This window comes from Dietzia sp. DQ12-76, assembly GCF_014145045.1.
Lineage (GTDB): Bacteria > Actinomycetota > Actinomycetes > Mycobacteriales > Mycobacteriaceae > Dietzia.
Window position 1 is genome coordinate 1 of the sequence record NZ_JAALDV010000009.1, and the last position, 18,174, is coordinate 18,174.

At 67.8% G+C, this 18,174-nt stretch carries 17 protein-coding genes; 15 read left to right on the forward strand and 2 right to left on the reverse strand.

The genetic code is table 11. The features are described 5' to 3' along the window. Positions 1–1,473 (reverse strand): MDR family MFS transporter (locus tag G6019_RS00285; protein ID WP_182626883.1); only part of this gene is annotated, 1,473 nt, incomplete at its 3' end. After that, positions 1,470–1,940, reverse strand: a complete 471-nt coding sequence (locus G6019_RS00290) for a MarR family winged helix-turn-helix transcriptional regulator (protein ID WP_107756300.1) — start codon at positions 1,938–1,940, stop codon at positions 1,470–1,472. The genes G6019_RS00285 and G6019_RS00290, both read right to left, overlap by 4 nt. Before the next feature lie 402 nt (positions 1,941–2,342). On the opposite strand from G6019_RS00290, the gene G6019_RS00295 reads away from it, so the two are divergent. The 15 genes from G6019_RS00295 to G6019_RS00365 form a co-directional block, all read left to right on the forward strand. Next, on the forward strand, positions 2,343–3,017 hold the full coding sequence (locus tag G6019_RS00295; protein WP_182611958.1) for a GntR family transcriptional regulator: 675 nt from the start codon (positions 2,343–2,345) through the stop codon (positions 3,015–3,017). A 34-nt stretch (positions 3,018–3,051) separates the two neighbouring features. Continuing rightward, complete coding sequence (locus G6019_RS00300) at positions 3,052–3,948, forward strand: isocitrate lyase/PEP mutase family protein (protein ID WP_107756302.1); 897 nt, start codon at positions 3,052–3,054, stop codon at positions 3,946–3,948. Next, a complete protein-coding gene (locus tag G6019_RS00305; protein ID WP_107756303.1) occupies positions 3,945–5,366 on the forward strand; it encodes a dihydroorotase in 1,422 nt (473 codons plus the stop codon). The genes G6019_RS00300 and G6019_RS00305 overlap by 4 nt, the downstream gene beginning before the upstream one ends. Further along, a complete protein-coding gene (locus tag G6019_RS00310; RefSeq protein ID WP_182611957.1) occupies positions 5,363–6,046 on the forward strand; it encodes an isochorismatase family protein in 684 nt (227 codons plus the stop codon). The genes G6019_RS00305 and G6019_RS00310 overlap by 4 nt, the downstream gene beginning before the upstream one ends. Positions 6,047–6,279: 233 nt before the next feature. Continuing rightward, a complete protein-coding gene (locus G6019_RS00315) occupies positions 6,280–6,666 on the forward strand; it encodes a cupin domain-containing protein (protein WP_159077995.1) in 387 nt (128 codons plus the stop codon). Beyond that, the gene (locus tag G6019_RS00320) at positions 6,663–7,523 is read left to right on the forward strand and encodes an MBL fold metallo-hydrolase (protein ID WP_182611956.1); all 861 of its coding nucleotides are present in this window, start codon (positions 6,663–6,665) and stop codon (positions 7,521–7,523) included. The genes G6019_RS00315 and G6019_RS00320 overlap by 4 nt, the downstream gene beginning before the upstream one ends. Before the next feature lie 25 nt (positions 7,524–7,548). Further along, positions 7,549–8,694, forward strand: a complete 1,146-nt coding sequence (locus G6019_RS00325; protein ID WP_107756307.1) for a sugar ABC transporter substrate-binding protein — start codon at positions 7,549–7,551, stop codon at positions 8,692–8,694. A 26-nt stretch (positions 8,695–8,720) separates the two neighbouring features. Then, on the forward strand, positions 8,721–10,265 hold the full coding sequence (locus tag G6019_RS00330) for a sugar ABC transporter ATP-binding protein (protein WP_159077996.1): 1,545 nt from the start codon (positions 8,721–8,723) through the stop codon (positions 10,263–10,265). Further along, positions 10,262–11,299, forward strand: coding sequence for an ABC transporter permease (locus G6019_RS00335; protein WP_107756309.1), 1,038 nt, complete (start codon positions 10,262–10,264; stop codon positions 11,297–11,299). Before G6019_RS00330 ends, G6019_RS00335 begins: the two co-directional genes overlap by 4 nt. 102 nt (positions 11,300–11,401) lie before the next feature. Further along, the gene (locus G6019_RS00340; RefSeq protein WP_182611955.1) at positions 11,402–12,514 is read left to right on the forward strand and encodes a Zn-dependent alcohol dehydrogenase; all 1,113 of its coding nucleotides are present in this window, start codon (positions 11,402–11,404) and stop codon (positions 12,512–12,514) included. Positions 12,515–12,596: 82 nt separating this feature from the next. Next, complete coding sequence (locus tag G6019_RS00345; RefSeq protein WP_107756311.1) at positions 12,597–14,078, forward strand: aldehyde dehydrogenase family protein; 1,482 nt, start codon at positions 12,597–12,599, stop codon at positions 14,076–14,078. Continuing rightward, positions 14,075–15,187 carry an alkene reductase gene (locus G6019_RS00350; RefSeq protein ID WP_231750540.1) on the forward strand — a complete coding sequence of 371 codons (1,113 nt, stop codon included), beginning with the start codon at positions 14,075–14,077 and terminating at the stop codon, positions 15,185–15,187. Before G6019_RS00345 ends, G6019_RS00350 begins: the two co-directional genes overlap by 4 nt. A gap of 21 nt (positions 15,188–15,208) precedes the next feature. Then, entirely contained in the window at positions 15,209–15,964 is a 756-nt protein-coding gene (locus tag G6019_RS00355) for an SDR family NAD(P)-dependent oxidoreductase (protein ID WP_182611954.1), read from the forward strand. Continuing rightward, positions 15,961–16,716, forward strand: a complete 756-nt coding sequence (locus tag G6019_RS00360) for an SDR family NAD(P)-dependent oxidoreductase (RefSeq protein WP_182611953.1) — start codon at positions 15,961–15,963, stop codon at positions 16,714–16,716. Before G6019_RS00355 ends, G6019_RS00360 begins: the two co-directional genes overlap by 4 nt. Positions 16,717–16,803: 87 nt before the next feature. Continuing rightward, positions 16,804–18,174, forward strand: a 1,371-nt coding sequence (locus G6019_RS00365) for an FAD-dependent oxidoreductase (RefSeq protein ID WP_182626885.1), incomplete at its 3' end; no start/stop codon positions are given.

Genomic DNA, 18,174 nt, shown 5'->3' on the forward strand with positions numbered 1-18,174 from the left:
GGATGCCGGGTCCGCGAGGGCCTGCACGATCCCGAGAGCCTCGGGGTCGGCGCGCAGTGCCGGGTCCGCCAGGCCCTCTTGCACCCCGCGCGCGAGGCTGCCGTCCGCCCCCGCCTTCTGCAGCTCGCTGGCGATGGAGCCTCCGACCCGGCTGAACAGGATCGACAGGAACACGGCCACCCCGGCGGTCCCGCCGAGTTGCCGGAAGAACGTCGCGGACGCGGTGGCCACACCGATCTCGCGGGGGCTCACCGCGTTCTGCACGATCAGTGTGAGCGGCTGCATGCAGTTGCCCAGGCCGACGCCGAGGACCAGCATGTAGGCCATCACCAGGGTGAGAGAGGTGTCGGCGTCGATGGTGAACAGCAGGAACAGGCCGACGGCCGCGACGGCGGTACCGAAGATCGGGAACTCGCGGACCCGCCCGGTCTTCGAGATGAGCTGACCGGAGACGATCGAGGCGCCCATCAGCCCGGCCACCAGTGGCAGCATCATGAGTCCGGACTCCATGGGGTCGGCTCCGTGGACGATCTGCATGTAGAGCGGGAGGGTCATCAGCCCGCCGAACATGGCCATTCCCACGATCACCCCGCCGGCGGTGACGATCGCGAAGGTGCGGTCCCGGAACAACCGCAGTGGGATGAGTGCCTCGTCGCCCGCGCGCGCCTCGACGATGAGGAACAGGCCGATCCCGGCCAGGCCCACGACGTAGCAGGCGAGGGCGGCAGGCGCGCCCCAGCCCCAGGTGTTCCCCTGCTCGGCCACCAGCAGCAGCGGTACCAGTCCGACGACGATCGTGGCGGCGCCCGCCCAGTCCACCCGGTGGTCCACGCGGGCGTTCTTGACGTTGAGGGTGATCAGCACCAGGGTCAGTGCGATGGCGCCGATGGGGACGTTGATGAGGAAGATCCATCGCCAGCCGCTGATTCCGAAGAGGGTCTCGGCGCCGGCGAAGAAGCCGCCGACGACCGGACCGATGACCGAGGACGAGGCGAATACGGCGAGCAGGTAACCCTGGTACTTCGCGCGTTCGCGGGGCGGGATGATGTCGCCGATGATCGCCAGCGAGAGCGACATGAGGGCGCCCGCGCCCAGTCCCTGGATGCCGCGGAACAGTGCGAGGGTGTACATCGAGTCGGCGAGCGTGCACAGCAGCGAGCCGAACACGAAGATCATGATGCCGATGACGAAGAAGGGCTTGCGCCCGTAGATGTCCGAGAGCTTGCCGTAGAGCGGCGTCGAGATCGTGGACGTCATGAGGTAGGCGGTGGTCACCCACGCCTGGGCGTCCAACCCCTGGAGATCATCGGCGATGGTCCTGATGGCGGTCGAGACGATCGTCTGATCGAGGCTGGCGAGGAACATCGCGGACATCAACCCGGCGAGGATGACGAGGATCTGCCGGTGGGAGAACTCGCCGTCCGCCCCCGGTCCCGCGGCAGCGCGGGCGGATCGTGTCTCAGGGGTGGTCATCGGTTCTCCTTGGCGGACGTGAGGGCGTCGAGTTCGGAGCGCAGAGAGTCGGCGAGGCGCGACAACCCCCGGTCGAGCGAGGCCGCTTGCTCGGGGGTCCAGTCGGCCAGGACATCGGCCATCCACTGCCCGCGTCCGTCTAGGACCCGGGTGACCAGCTCGCGCCCCTCGGCCGAGAGGGTCACGACGCTCGCGCGCCCGTCATCCGGGTCGGGGACCTTGGCGACCAGGCCGAGGGCCTCGAGGTGGCGGACCTGACGACTCACCACGGAGATGTCGGTGTGCACGCGCTCGGCGAGGGCGGTGACTCTGTCGGGTTCGTCGTGGATCGCGAACAGCAGGGGATGGGTCGACGGTTCGAGGGAGTCGTGGAGTCGCGGTGCCGACGCGTTGAGTGCGCGGAGCATCTTGACCACGCGGGACAGGTCCACCACGAGCTTGCCGCCCTGCTCGGCGTCTATCGCCATTCCGACCTCCCGCGGTCAACTAAGTTGCTTGCAGCAAGCAACCATAACGCCGTTCTCCGCCGGCCGGCAACTCGGCGCTCAACCGAGGCGCGCGGGAATCGTCTCGAGCTGCCTGCCGGTGGGGCACGGCGCCGCATCGGCGTTAACATCGTCGAGGGCCACCCTGCGCAACGCGCACGCCGCGGCGGGTGTGGATCGCGGGAGGCGGGCGTGGACTCCCGCGGTTCATGAGAGTGGCCAATGCGCCGCTAACTGTTGACAGTTGACAGAGATGTGCATCACAATAGGTGTGCCCTGAACGGCGGTGCCCCAGGGGGCCGAGTACATCCTGCTGGGGACCGCCCGGGTGAGTTGGCCGGTGCCTCCGCGGTGAGAGTGATCGAGTCGAATAGAGGAGTAGGGATGAAGAAGTCCACGAGTGCCCCTTTGACCAGGGACGGGACGTTCGCCCGTCGGACCGAGGAGCGGGTTCGGGAGATGATCCTCGACGGCACGCTCCCTCCCGGGGAGCGGTTGAACGAGGTGTCCATCGCCGAGGTGCTCGGGATCAGCCGGGGGCCCCTGCGCGAGGCCATTCAGCGACTGGTGGGCGAGGGCCTGTTGACGATCGTGAGCCACCGCGGCGCTTTCGTGAAGACGTTCGAGCCCGGTGAGGTCGATGATCTGTACGAGCTCCGTACCGCGCTGGAGACACACGGTGTCCGTCTCGTCTGCCGGAGGGCGACGGACGAGGAGCTGCGGGAGCTCGAGCAGCTGGTCGGAGAGGCGGGGGAGGAGCTGTCCCAGGATCCCGAACGCCCGTATCCCGCCGACCGGGACCTCCACACCCGGTTGACGTGGATGAGCGGCAACGACGCACTGGCCGCCGCGACGGTCGAGGTCCAGCGTCAGATCTCCCTCGCGAGGCAGACATCGGCCAAGAAGCCCGATCGAGCCCGTGAGGCGCTCGCCGAGCACGAGCGACTCGTCGCGGCGATCGTCGAGCGCGATGAGGACCGTGCGGCAGAGATCCTGCGACTGCACCTCGACAAGGCGCGGAAGAGCGCCGTGGACGCGCTGGGGATCACATCCGAATAGCGGCTCAGATGGGCCAGGAAAGGTGCAACAACCCATGACGACAACCAAGAAACTGCGAGGTCTCCTCTCGTCGGGGGGGCCGCCGTTGATGGTGCCGGGTGCTCCCAACGCCCTCACCGCCCGGGTGGTGGAGGAGACGGGATTCGAAGCCGTGTACGTGACCGGTGCGGGTGTGACGAACTCCTACCTCGGGGCCCCCGACCTCGGACTCATCACCCTGAGCGAGTTGGTGGGTCACGTCAACGCGATCGCCGACGCGGTTCAGATCCCCGTTGTCGTCGACGGTGACACGGGATTCGGCAACGCGCTGAACGTGCAGCGCACGGTCCGGCTGATAGAAGGGGCCGGGGCGGCCGCCCTCCAACTGGAGGACCAGGTCAGCCCCAAGAAGTGCGGCCACTTCACCGGGAAAGAGGTCATCTCGGCGGACGAGATGGTCGGAAAGATCAAGGCCGCCGTCGACGCCCGGAGAGACGACGACTTCGTCATCATCGCCCGGACTGATGCCCTGGCGATCGAGGGGATCGATGAGGCTATCGACCGCGCCGGCCGGTACCTGGAGGCCGGGGCGGACGTGCTCTTCGTCGAAGCCCCCCGAGACGTGGACCAGATGCGCAGGATCACGACATCCGTGCCGGGGATCCACATGGCCAACATGGTCGAGGGTGGCCTGACCCCGCTGCTTCCCCGTGACGAACTCGGGGAACTCGGCTTCGCGGTGGCCCTCTATGCGAACGCAGCGATGCGGGGCGCGGTGGCCGGGATGCGTCAGGTGATGAACCACCTCGCGGAGATCGGGGACACCCGGGATGCCGGCGAGCTGATGATCAGCTGGACGGACCGTCAGGCCCTGGTGCGCAAACCGGAGTTCGACGAGCTCGACACGAAGTACGCGGTGGCGCAGAACACGGAGAATGGAGCAGTCGTATGACCACGTATGACCTTCGTCTGCACGGCGGCGACGTCTTCCTCAACGGGGAGGGAGTCCGCCGGGTGGACCTACTCGTCAAGGACGGGACGATCGCGGGGGTGGTGACCCCGGATGTCGAGGTCGAGGCCGCCGAGGTGGTGGACCTTCACGGAAAGCTCGTCCTCCCGGGGGCGATCGACCCGCACGTGCACCTGGGAAAGGACATCAGGGTCCCCCGCGATCCCGATGACGCCCTCCTGGAGTCCGCGTCGGCCGTGGCCGGCGGCGTCACCACGATGCTGGTCTACCTGATGAGCGGCGAGTCCTATTCGGATGTGCTCCCTGGGTCCCGCGACGTGATGTCACGTGACTCCCACGTGGATTTCGGGTTCCACATCGTCGTCGGTTCCGAGGCGCACTACGAGGAGATGCCTCACTACATCGACGAGTTCGGTGTCTCGAGTTTCAAGTTCTTCATGAACTTCCGCGGTGAGGAAGGCGCGTACCTCGGGCTCCCCGGCAACGACGACGGTTACATGTACGACGTGCTCGGTATGGCTGCCGATCGTGGAGCCATGATCAACCCCCACCCGGAGAACATCGAACTGGTCTGGAAGCTCAAGGGCCGTCCGATCGACGAGTCCCGCGGCCCGTTGCACGCCTGGAACATGTCGAGGCCGTCGTTCGTCGAGGCGGAAGCGGTGCAGAGGGTCTCGTTCATGGCGCAGGTCACCGGCGCCTCCATGTACTCGGTCCACACCAGCAGCGCGCTGGCTCTCGACGCGGTCCTGCGTCAGCGGGAGTCCTACGAGAACCTCTTCGTCGAGACGTGCACGCAGTACCTGACGCTGACGACCGAGACCGATCCCGGGCCGGGAACCTACGGCAAGGTCAACCCTCCGCTCCGTGAACCGAGGGACCTCGAGGCGTTGTGGACCGGACTGGCGAACGGCGACGTCGACACCGTGGGCTCCGACCACAACGCCCGGCACCGCACGCACAAGGAGAAGGACATCTGGAAGGCCAGTGCGGGCTTCCCCGGGGTGGGTGGCGTCCTGCCCCTGACCCTGACGGAGGGGCTTCGCCGAGGGGTCCCGCTCGACCGGCTCGTGAACGCCACGTCCACCAGGTCCGCCCAACTGTTCGGCATGTACCCGAAAAAGGGCACGATCCAGGTGGGATCGGATGCCGATCTCGCGGTGGTGGACCTGTCGGGAGAGACCGTGATCGAGGCGGCGACCCAGCACTCCGCCGCCGAGTACACGCCCTGGGAGGGGACGCGGGTACCGATGCGGGTCGTGCACACCCTGGTCCGTGGGCACTTCGCGATGCGCGACGGTGAACTGTCCGCGACCACCACCGGCGAGTACATTCCCCGTCCCCACAGCGGCGCGACGGCACTCGCCGAGCTGACCAGTCTCCCGAAGGAGGAGCGATGAACGAGCCCTCGACGATCGATGACCTCACCCGCCGACGGTACGAGGCCGCGGGCTTCGGCCGGCCGGTCGGCCTGGGCCGTCGTCCCGGTCTGCTCATCATCGATGTGCAGTACCGCACCGTCGGAACCACCCCGATGCCCTTCGACGACGCACTCGAGGAGTTCCCCACGAGCTGCGGCGAGGTCGGCTGGCAGGCGGTCAATCACATAGAACGGCTCCTGGCGGTGTTCCGCTCGAAGGGGTGGCCGGTCCTCTACCCGCACGTTGCTCCCAAGAAGGAGTACGACCAGGGCGCCCTCGGGGCGAAGGTCCCCGGGATCATGTCCATCCCCGCGAAGGGGTACGAGTTCGTGGCCGAGGTCGCGCCGCGGGACGGCGACGTCCTGCTGCCGAAGCGCCATCCGAGCGCGTTCTTCGGCACGCCGTTGGCCAGCTATCTGGTCCAGGCGGATGTCGATTCGCTCGTCGTGACCGGATGCACGACCTCGGGATGTGTCCGGGCCAGCGTCGTCGACGCCTTCTCGTACAACTACAAGGTCGCGGTGCCCTCGGATGCGGTGTACGACCGGAGTCCGACGGTCCACGAGGTCAATCTGTTCGACATGGCCCAGAAATACGCTGACGTATCTACCACCGACGCTCTTCTGAGCGCGCTGGACGGGGTTCCTGCTCGCCACTGACCGCTGGGCGCGTGAGGTGACGGTGACCGGGCTGCGGCAGTGAGTCGAATCGCCGCAGGTCGATGGTGTTTCGGCGCCGTTACCGGGCCCGCGACGGTGTAACACGATGGACACCGAGAATGGCCAGAAAACTGTTGACAGTTAGCAGACGACAGAATAATGTGGGTTCCGTCACAAAGGGCGGTCCGCAGTGGCAGCCCGCACGGGTGCCTCAATGGAACAGGAGAGGTCCGATGAGCTCGTTTCGAGCACGATGGGACGACCTTCCCGAGAGGGAAGTGCTGACCAACAATTTCCGTACCGCGATGACCGGTAAGGAGACCGGCGTCAACCGGATCCGCTGGATCCACCCGACGGTCGTCCCCACCCACTCCCACCCGGATTGCGAACAGACGGTGATCGTCACCAAGGGGAGGGTCATCTTCACCGTCGAGGACGACGAGTTCACCCTCGAGCCGGGCGAGATCGCAATTCTTCCCCGCAACGTTCCCCACGGTGGCCGCAGCATCGAGGGTGAGGCGGAGTTCATCGAGATCTTCGCCCCCACCCGCATCGAGAACCTGGTCGGTTTCGTCGGGTCCTCGTCCATGCCCGATCCGGACGAGGGGACGGGCGCATGAGCGTCACGCAGGTCAGTCCGCACGTCCACGTGGAGACCGCGTACTTGGGATCCAACAACTCGATCATCGTGGGCACGGACGGGGTCGCGCTGGTCGACACCCCGCACAAACCGACCGACGCGCAGGCATGGCGACGGGTCGTCGAGGGCTTCGGGACCACCCGCTTCGTGGTCAACACGGACCATCACCCCGATCACACCATCGGGAACTTCTGGATGGGTGGAGAGGTCGTCTCCCACCGTGGGACCCGCGATCGGCTCCTGCGGGATGCACCCACCGAGGAGTACCTACGGGACCTGTTCGAGGTGATCGACCCGGACGCGGTGGATCTGCTCCCGTCCTATTCCGTGCGCGTCCCCGAGGTGGTGTTCCAGGATCGTCTCGATCTGCACCTGGGCGACGTCCATCTCGAACTCCGCTTCCAACCCGGACACACGGCGAACAGCCTGCTCGCCTACCTCCCCCAGGACGGCGTGATCTTCACCGGCGACATCGTGTGCGAGTCGAGCCTCCCGTCGTTCCAGGACTGCCGCCTGTGGGACTGGTTCGACGCGATCGACGCCGTCGAGTCCTACGACTTCGACGTCCTCGTCCCCGGACACGGTGAGGTCACCGACCGCAGCGCGGTCGAGCGGTACCGGCAGTGGGGACGGGACGTGGCGGGGGAGGTCGCCGCCGCGATCGACGCCGGGCGGACCCTCGAGCAGGCCTGCGACGAGATCCGGTTCGCGGATCTGATCCACGTCGGGAACGAGGACTACACCGGTTATCCGGATTCACTCATCGAGATGTTTCAGCGCAACTCGATCGCACGTATCTACCACGACCTTTCCGAGCGGCCCGAGTTCGCCCGGTAACACCCCCCCGAATGATGGAGCAAGCATGAAGATCAGCAAATCCGTGGCGGCACTGGCCGCCGCCACCGCCCTTGTCCTGGCGGGATGCGGAGCAGAGTCCGGGTCGGACGGTGGATCGTCGGCCGCCACCGCCGACGGCGCCGCGCTGGCCGAGGAAGCCGCGGCCATGGTCGATGAGTACCGGGGTGTTCCGAGCCCCGACGATCTCGGCGCCCCGATCGACATCAGTGAGCTCGAGGGCGAGACCATCTACAGCATCCCGATCGACAGCGGCGCGGAGTTCTACGCCGACGGCGAGGCAGCCATGGCCGCCGTGGCCGAAGACGCCGGCATCAACTACGTGACATTCCCCGCTGATGGCACCCAGACGTCCTACCAGCAGGGCATCCAGCAGGCGATCAATGCGCGGGCCGGCGCGATCCTGCTCAACGGGCCCCTGCCGGAGACGCTCGGCCCGCAGATCGACGCTGCGCGGGACGCCGGGATCCCGGTGGTGCCCCTGCACATCAACGACATGGACAGCGGGACGTCTGAGGGACTCGAGTACGAGGCGTTCGCCCCCTTCAACCTCGCCGCGCGTCTGATGGCACTCGACGCGATCGCCTATCACGAAGGCGCCCCGGTCAACGCGCTCATCATCCAGTCCTCGGAGACCGGCCCATCGGCGGGCATGGTCGAGACGATGGAGGAGACGCTCGAGGAGTTCGGTCCGGAGGGCTCCAAGGCCAGCGTCATGAACGTGTCCGTCCCGCAGTGGTCGACACGGATCCAGGACGAGGTGCAGTCCAACCTGCTCCGCGATCCGACGATCAACACGGTGCTCCCCATCTACGACAACATGGCGACCTACGCGTCTCCCGGCATCCAGCAGGCCGCGGCCGGACGGGATGTGCCCATCTTCACGTTCAACGGCACGCCGTCCATCCTCCAGATGGTGGCCGACGGCACCGTCGCGATGAACGTCGCAGAGAATCCGGACTGGGTCGCCTACGTCAACATGGACACCGCCTTCCGGGCGATGCTCGGAGAGGAGCCCATCGAGGGCGTCTCCGGACCGGTCCGCGTCATCGATGAGACGAACGTCGAGGAGACCGGCAACCCGCCGCGCAGTGGCGAGGGCTTCGGTGACGAGTACCGGGACGCCTACCGCGAGCTGTGGGGACTGATCTGATCATGGTCGTCCAGCATCCTCCCTCAGTGGGCGCGGCCGCAGGATCCGTCCCGCTTCTGGAGATCCGCGGGCTCACCAAGTCCTTCAACGGAGTCTCAGCGTTGAGCGGGGTCGACCTGGCGATGTATCCCGGGGAAGTGCACGGTCTGCTCGGCGCGAACGGCAGCGGCAAGTCGACCCTGATCAAGGTTCTCGCCGGGGTCCATGACGCCGACGGGGGCGAGGTCACGGTGCACGGCACGCGGGTGTCGACCCCGTTCGGTGCCCGCGGCCTCCGTGATCACGGACTGGGATTCGTCCACCAGGATCTCGGACTGGCCCCCTCCGGAACCGTGCTCGAGCACATGGCCCTGGATTCGGGTGGGTCGTCGGTGGGCCTCAGGCGGGTGCCGTGGGGGCAGGAACGCGAGCGTGTCTCCGGACTGCTCGACCGGTTCGGCATCGACATCCACCCGGATGCCACGATCGACATGCTCACCCCCGTCCAGCGCGCCATGTTGGCTGTCGTCCGCGCCGTGGGTGGGCAGGAGCTCAAGTCGGAGCCGGGACGTCCCCAGATACTGGTCCTCGACGAGCCCACCGTCTTCCTGCCGCGGCACGAGGTGGACGTCCTCTTCGCCGTACTGGATCGCCTGCGCGATCGCGGCGACGCGGTGTTGCTCGTGTCCCACGACCTCGACGAGATCCTGCAGGTCACCGACCGGGTGACCGTCTTCCGGAACGGCCGACTGGCCGGCACCCGCGAGACGGAGGGCGCCACTCGGGACGATCTGGTGAGCCTGATCCTCGGGTCGAAGGCGGAGCACGTGACCAAACACGACGCGGTGGTCGATTCCGGTGCGCCGCCGGTGCTGGCGGCCCGCGCACTCACGGGGGAGCGGGTCAACAACCTCGACCTCGAGGTCTATGCGGGTGAGGTCGTGGGTGTGACCGGACTCGCCGGATCCGGAACCGAGGAGCTTCCCGACCTGCTGTTCGGCGCGAGTAGCGCCAAGTCGGGATCCGTCGAGCACCGTGGCGCTCAGGTGCACGAACCCACCCCGGCTCGGTCAATGGAGGCGGGGGTAGTCCTCATCCCCGCGAACCGGAAGGAACAGGGCGGCTCCCTGGAGCTCAGCGTTCTTGAGAACACGGCTCTGCCCTTCCTCGGCCGGCGGGCCCGCGGTGCGCTGATCGACTGGGGCGGATTGCGGCGGCAGGCCGACGAGATGCTCGCCCGTCTCCAGGTCAAACCCCAGGACTCTTCAGCGATGTTCGGGCACCTCAGCGGCGGTAATCAGCAGAAGGTGTTGATCGGGAAGTGGATGGACACGCAGCCGACGGTCATGCTGCTCAACGAGCCGACGCAGGGCGTCGACGTGGGGGCCCGCCGCGAGATCTTCAAACTCGTCCGCGAGGCCACCCAGAAGGGCATGGCGGTGCTGTGCGCCACAACGGACTACGAACAGCTCGTCGAAATGGCCGATCGAGTCGTGGTCCTCGACCAAGGCGAGGTCCGTGCGGAACTGCGCGGAGCTCACATCACCAAGGACGCCCTCGCGTCCGCCGTCTATTCGGAGGAAGTGGCATGACCGCCTCGGAGAAGAATCATGCGGGAACGACGGTCGCTTCCCGACGGCCGTCGCAGGCGGTCAAGAGACCGGCTCAACCGGAGCGTTTCGCGCTCCTGGGGGTGTGGGTCGTCCTCATCATCGCGTTCAGTGTCCTGGCCCCTCAGACGTTCCCGACCACGGCGAACGTCGCCAACATGCTCGGGTCTCAGGTCGTCCTGCTGATCCTGGCTCTCGGACTGGTGTTTCCGTTGCGCGCGGGGGATTTCGACCTGTCGGTCGCGACCACCCTCAACATGTCGATGGTGTTGGTGGCCGTCCTCAACGTCAAACAGGGCTGGAACATCTGGGCCGCGGTGATCGTCGCGATACTGGCGAGCCTGGTCGTCGGGGTGGTCAACGGATACATCGTCACCAAGTTCGACATCCACTCGTTCATCGTCACGCTCGGCGTGGGGACCGTCGTCCAGGGCTTCATCTACTTCATCTCGGGATCGGTCACCATCAGTGGCATCGACCGCGAGCTCACCGACGCGGTCCTCACCCGACCGTTCCTGTCGGTACCGATCGGCTTCTACTACGCCGTGATCCTGTGCCTGCTGGTCTGGTACATCTTCGACCACTCGGCCTTCGGCCAGCGGCTGCTCTTCGTCGGTCAGGGCAGCGAGGTCGCCCGACTCAACGGCGTCAACGTCAAGGGTCTGCGCTGGCGGGCACTGATCATCTCCTCGGGCTTCGCCGGTCTCGCCGGCGTGGTCTATGCGGGCACGACTGCCAGCGCGGATCCCGTCTCGGGGGGCGCGTTCCTCCTCCCGGTGTTCGCGGCGTGCTTCCTGGGTTCGACCGTTCTCAAGATCGGGCGGTTCAACCCGTGGGGCACGTTCATCGCGGTGTACTTCCTGGTCACCGGGATCACCGGACTGCAGCTCCTCGGCGCCCAGCAGTACGTGCAGGAGCTCTTCTACGGCGGCGCTCTGGTCATCGCCGTCATCCTGTCCAAGGTCATCCGCACCCGCGGTGAGCGGATCCGCAGGTCACAGGTACAGAACGCGTAGTCATACCAGCGTCCACCTCGGGCCACAGCAGGCCCGGCGTCCCGGTTCTCGGGACGGCGCGACACCACCGACCACCGGTCGGCAACGGAAAGGGAACGAGAAATGAAGGCACGCGGCGCAGTAATCCACCAGGTCGGCGGTCAGTGGGAGGTCCAGGACCTCGAGGTGAGCGAACCGGCTGAGGACGAGATCCTCGTCAAGGTGATGGCCAGTGGCCTGTGCCACTCCGACGATCACTTCGTCACCGGCGACATCCCGGTGAACCTGCCCATGGTCGGAGGACACGAGGGCGCCGGCATCGTCGAGAAGGTCGGCTCGCGCGTCACCCGGGTCAAGCCGGGCGACCACATCGCCACGCTGTTCATCCCCGCCTGTGGGGTGTGCAAGTACTGCGTCCGGGGTCAGAGCTACATCTGTAACAACGGCGCCGGCATGGAGACCGGGATGGCGATGGACGGCACCGCCCGGTTCCACGACACCGACGGGAACCCGATCGGCGGCGTCACCCGGCTGGGGTCGTTCTCCAACTACCTCGTCTGCCACGAGACACAGGCGGTCAAACTGCCCGACGACATCCCGTTCGACCTCGCGTGCCTGGTCTCGTGTGGAGTCGCGACCGGCTACGGCGCCGCCGTCAACGCCGCTCCGGTCCGGCCCGGCGACGTCGTCCTGGTCATGGGACTGGGTGGCGTCGGCGCCAACGCGGTCCAGGGCGCCAAGCACGCCGGAGCCGATCACATCATCGTGGTGGACCCCGCCGAGAACAAGATGGAGCTCGCCGCGGGCTTCGGTGCCACCGCGGCCTTCACCTCCATCGACGAGGCGCGCCCGCTGATCGCCCAGCTGACCAACGGACAGGGCGTGGACGTCACCATCGTCACGGTCGGCCGGGTGGACGGCGACATCATCGGCGAGGGATTCGACACCGTCGGCAAGGCGGGGAGCCTCGTCCTGGTGTCCGTGGGCTCGCACGAGCGCTCGCTGAGCGTGAGCCCCCAGGACATGACGAATCTCGCCAAGTCCATCAAGGGCGTGATGTACGGCAACTGCCGTCCCCTGGGCGACATCCCGCGGCTCTTGGACATGTACCGCACGGGCAGCATCAAGCTCGACGAGTTGGTGACCACCCGATACAAGCTGGACGACATCAACCAGGCCGTCGAGGACATGCACGCCGGCCGCAACATCCGCGGCGTCGTCGTCCACGAGCACTGAGAACGGTCGCACTCCCCACCAGGGTGACCCGTCCCCGCACACCGCGAACCGGTGGCACACACGCAGCTACGTAAGGAATGTGATGACGACTTCGCAGAACCAGCCCGACGCCGGTAGGCCGATCGAGCACACCCGACTGCACATCGGCGGGCAGTGGGTGGACGGCCTCGCGGGCGCTGAGTTCGACACCGTCAACCCCGCCACCGGCGAGGCGTTCGCCTCGGTGGCGGAGGGCCGCGCCGAGGACGTCGACCGGGCCGTCACAGCAGCCCGGGAGGCGTTCGAGAACGGGCCGTGGTCGAGGATGAAGCCCAAGGAGCGCGCCGCCGCGATCTGGCGACTCGGCGACCTGCTCCTGGCCGACGCCGAGGAGATGGCCCGGGTGGAGACTCTCGACCAGGGCAAGCCGTACCTCGCGGCCCGGGACGGCGACGTCCCCACGGCCGCCGGTCTGTACCACTACATGTCCGGCTTCGCGACCAAGATCGAGGGCGAGACGATCCCGATCTCCGCTGCGGGCGAGTACCACACCTACACGCGGCGCGAACCCCTCGGCGTCGTCGGCCTGATCGTGCCGTGGAACTTCCCTCTCGTCATCACCGCCTGGAAGCTGGCGCCGGCCCTCGCGGCGGGCAACACCGTGGTGCTCAAGCCCGCCGAGGCCACCCCTCTCTCGGCGCTGCGCCTGGCCCACCTCGCCCTCGAGGCCGGCATCCCTCCCGGGGTCCTCAACGTGGTCAACGGTTTCGGACCGACCGCCGGGCAGGCGATCTCCGAGCACCCCGGCATCGACAAGGTCTCGTTCACGGGTTCGACGGCCACGGGCCGCAGGATCCTCGACGCCGCGGGGGGCAATCTCAAGCGGGTCACCCTCGAACTCGGCGGCAAGAGCGCCAACATTATCTTCCCGGACGCGGACCTGGACAAGGCCATCGCGGGCTCGGCCAACGCGATCTTCTACAACGCGGGACAGGCATGCGCCGCCGGTGCGCGGTTGTACGTGCACGACGACGTGTACGACCGGGTCGTGGAGGGCCTGGTCGCCAAGGCCGAGGCGATCACGGTCGGCGACGGCTTCGACCCCGCCAGTGAGATCGGCCCGGTGGCCAGCAGGACCCAGTTCGACACCGTCTCGTCCTACCTCGAGATCGGCCGCTCCGAGGGCACCGTCCTCACCGGCGGCTCGCGCAAGGGCGACCGCGGGTACTTCATCGAACCCACCGTCCTCGCGGACGCGGGTCAGGACTCGAGGATCGTCAAGGAAGAGATCTTCGGGCCGGTGGTGGTGGTGTCGCGGTTCAGCTCCGAGGACGAGGTCGTCGAGCTCGCCAACGACACCCGGTACGGGCTCGCGGCCGGGATCTGGACGGGCAGCGTCGGCCGGGCACATCGTGTCGCCGCGAAGCTCCGGGCGGGCACGGTGTGGGTCAACACCTACGGGATCTTCGACCCGAGCATGCCCTTCGGCGGCATGAAGGAGTCGGGCTGGGGACGGGAGATGGGCCACGAGGTCCTGCACGACTACACGGACCTCAAGACCGTCTGCGTGGACATCGCCGAGTGAACGGGACCGGTGGGATCGTGAACGCGCAGTCCACGGAGTCGTCGCTGCTGTTCCAGCCATGGCAGCTCGGTCGTATCGAACTGGCGAACCGCGTCGTGATGGCTCCCATGACGCGGAACCGAGCCGACAGGGCCGGAGTGCTCCCGGACTCGGCGGTGACCTACTACGGACAACGTGCCGGAGCGGGCCTCATCGTCTCGGAGGCCGCCCAGCCCTCAGCGGCGGGGCAGGGCTACCCCGGGACGCCCGGGATCCACGACGACCGGCAGGAAGCGCAGTGGGCGAGGGTCGCGGACGCGGTGCACGCCGGCGGTGGCAAGATCTTCTGCCAGCTCATGCACACGGGGAGGATGAGCCACGAGAGCTTCATGCCGCCCGGTGCGAAGGTGGTCGCGCCGAGCCCGATCCGCGCGGAGATCGAGGTCGAGACCATCGACCGCGTGATGGTCCCGGCGCCCGTGCCGACCGAGCTCGACCAGGACGGGATCGACGGGATCATCCGGGACTTCGCCGACGCCTCCGAGCGGGCCGTGCGCGCCGGGATGGACGGAGTGGAGATCCACGGGGCCAACGGTTACCTGCCCCACCAGTTCCTCTCCCCGGGGACCAATCACCGCACCGACTCCTACGGGGGCAGCCCCGAGGCCCGGTCACGGTTCGTGGTGGAGCTGCTGCGGGCGGTCTGTGACCGGATCGGCCACGACCGGGTGGGTCTGCGGATCTCGCCCGGAGGCCAGTTCAACGACATGGCGGACAAGGGCAACGACGAGACGTACCTCTCTCTGATCGACCAGATCGACGAACTGAGGATCGCCTACCTACACACGTTGCGTCGCCGGTCGACGCCGCTGCACGAGCAGCTCCGCGCACGGTGGAGTACCACCTACATGCTGAACACCGGATTCCACGGGCCCAGCGAGCGGGGGGACCTCGAGCCACTCCTGGAGGCCGGGCAGGCCGACCTGGTGAGCGTCGGCAGGCTGTTCATCTCCAACCCGGATCTACTCGACCGGTGGAGGCGCGGGATCGAGCGGGTGGGGTGGGACGAATCCACCTTCTACACCGGTGGCGACAGAGGGTACATCGACTACCCGGCAGTGCAGCACTAACGACCTCGGCAGGAGAAGACCATGTCCGAACAGAGAACGATTCCGGCTCCACTCGGCGGCAAGGTGGTGGTGGTGACCGGGGCGGCTTCCGGAATCGGTGCCACCGCGGTCGAGGTCCTCCGCGCGCAAGGTGCCACCGTCGTCGGGTGGGACCTGGCGGGTACGCCCGAGGCGGGCCCGCTCGATCTCACCGACCCCGAATCCGTGCAGTCGGCCGCGCAGGCCGTGCTCGCCGATCACGGCGCAGTGGACGCGCTGGTCAACTGCGCCGGTGTGATCACCGAGAACCTGCCGTTCGAGCGCGTCGACCCGCAGGACTTCCTCAGGTGCTTCAACGTCAACGTGATGGGCATCGTCCATGCCAGCCAGGCGCTGCATCCGGCGTTGGCGGCCGCAGGTGGGGCGATCGTCAACATCGCTTCCCAGGCGGCTCTGGTGAGCCTGCCCGACCAGTCGGCCTACTCGGCGTCCAAGGGCGCCGTCGCGGCGCTCACGCGGTCGATGGCGATCGACTGGGCCCCGGCGGGTGTCCGGGTCAACGCCATCTGCCCTGGCTTCACCCTCACCCCCATGGCCAAGCAACAGATGACCCCGGAGTTGGACGCCGCCGTGTCGCGCCGGGTCCCGTTGGGGCGGATGTTCGAGACCGAGGAGATCGGCGCGGTCATCGCATTTCTGGCCTCCCCCTCGGCCTCCGCCGTCACCGGTGTCGTCATGCCGGTCGACGGCGGCTGGACCGCCGGTGAGCCGGCGTTGCCGATGGGTGGTGCGGAATGAGTGATCGAGGCACCGCCTACGTGTCGGGGGCGAGCTCGGGGATCGGCCGGGGAGCCGCGGTGCGTCTGGCGGCGGACGGCTACCGGGTCGTCCTGCTGGGTAGGAACGAGGCCAGGCTCGCCGAGGCGGCCGCGGAGTGTGGAGATGACGCCCGGTACGCGGTGTTCGACGTGACCGATCCCGCCGCGGTCGGCACCACGCTGCCGGCGCTGATCGAGGAGCACGGACCGCCCACCGCCGTGCTGCACAACGCCGGACAGACGATCGTCGGGGCATTGGACCAGCTCACGCCCGACGAGTGGCAGCGCCAGATGGACGTCAACCTCACCAGCATCTACGCATTGAACCGGTATCTGTGGCCTGCGATGGTCCCGCGCGGGGGCAGCATCGTCCTGGTGGCCTCGACCGCGTCGTTCGCGGCGTTCCCCCAGGACGCCGCGTACGTGGCCTCCAAGGGAGCCGTACTGGCCCTGACCAAGGCGATGGCCCTCGACGGGGCGCCCCACGGCATCCGCGTGAACGCCGTGTGCCCCGGTTTCATCCTGACCCCCAACCTCCAGGGCTTCTTCGATTCACAGGACGACCCGTCCGGGGCCGCCGACGGCGCCGCGGCTGCCGCCCCGTTGGGCCGGATGGGGAGTCCGGAGGACGTCGCCGGGGCGATCTCCTTCCTCTTCTCACCCGATGCGGCCTTCGTGACCGGTACGCCGATTCTGGTCGACGGTGGCCTCATGGCACGGGTGCCCGGATAACCGGCGGGAACGACGAGCACGGCCGACGGTCGTGGCGACCGGACAACACTTGACTCACCGATGTAGAAAGCAACAGGTTCCGTTCAGATGGTCAACGAGTTCTCACCCCAGTCCGACGTCGATACCGAGGTCGATATCGACGTCGTGGTCGTCGGAGCAGGCGGAGGCGGTCTGACCGCCGCCCTCGCGGCCGCGGACGCCGGCGCCTCCGTGGTCGTGTTGGAGAAGCTCGACGTCCCCGGCGGTAACACCGCGCTGTCCACCGGATCGGTGCCGGGCGCCGGTACCCGCCAACAGAGAGAGGCGGGTGTGGAGGACGACGCCGAGCGGATGACGACGGACCTGCTCCGCCAGAGCGGACCGCACGAGGCCGAACATCTGACCAGACGACTGGCCCGATCGTCCGGTGGGCTGGTGGACTGGCTCGTGGACACCCACGGGATCAACCTCAAGCTGATCATGGAGTACAAGCACGTCGGCCACTCGGTCAACCGGCTCCACGCCCCGCCGTCCCGTCGCGGTCAGGACCTGGTCGACGACCTGGTGGCCGCGTGCGGCCGCGCGGGCGTCGAGGTGGTCACCGGGAACCCCGTCGCGGGTCTGCTCGTGGAGGACGGGGTCGTGCGCGGCGTCCGGGTGGCCGGGGAGCGGGTGCAGGAGTACACGCTGCGCACCCATGCGGTCATCCTCGCCGCCAACGGGTTCGCGGCCAATCGCACCCTCGTCGGTGAGTGGGCCCCCGAACTCGTCGGGCTCGAGTACTTCGGTGCACCAGGATCGACGGGGGAGGCGATCGAGTGGGGACTCGAACTCGGCGGCGAGATGGACAACCGTGCGGCCTACCAGGGGTACGCCGCTGTGGCCTACCCGTACGGCAATATCCTGTCGTGGACCACGGTCGAGAAGGGCGGGGTGCTCATCGACTCGACCGGTAGCCGGCTCGGCGACGAGATCGTCGGATACTCCGGTTTCACGACCGAGGTCCTGGCCGGTCAGGGCCCCATCTGGGCGGTGTTCGACACCCGGATCAGGGACGTGACCTCGCTCGAGGACGAGTTCCGGGACCTCGTCGAGATGGGCGGTGCCAAGGAATGTGCGACGACCGCCGAGCTCGCCGCGGTGACGGGCGCGCCGGAGGAGGCGGTGATCCGGACACTCGAGAACTACGAGGCGGCCGCCCGGGGAGAACGCGCTGACGAACACGGACGAAACGAGTTCGCCATGGCGCCGCTGGAGCCCCCGTACGTCGCGGCGAGGGTCACCCCGGGGTTGTTCCACACCCAGGGCGGGCTCCGGATCGACGACGAGGGGCGAGTCCTGCGGGCCGACGGCTCCCCGATCCCGGGTCTGCTCGCCGTGGGCGGCGTCGCGGCCGGCGTGAGCGGTCAGAGCGGAGGCCGCGGGTACTCGTCCGGCAACGGGTTGCTCACGGCGATCGGTCTGGGTCAGCTGGCCGGT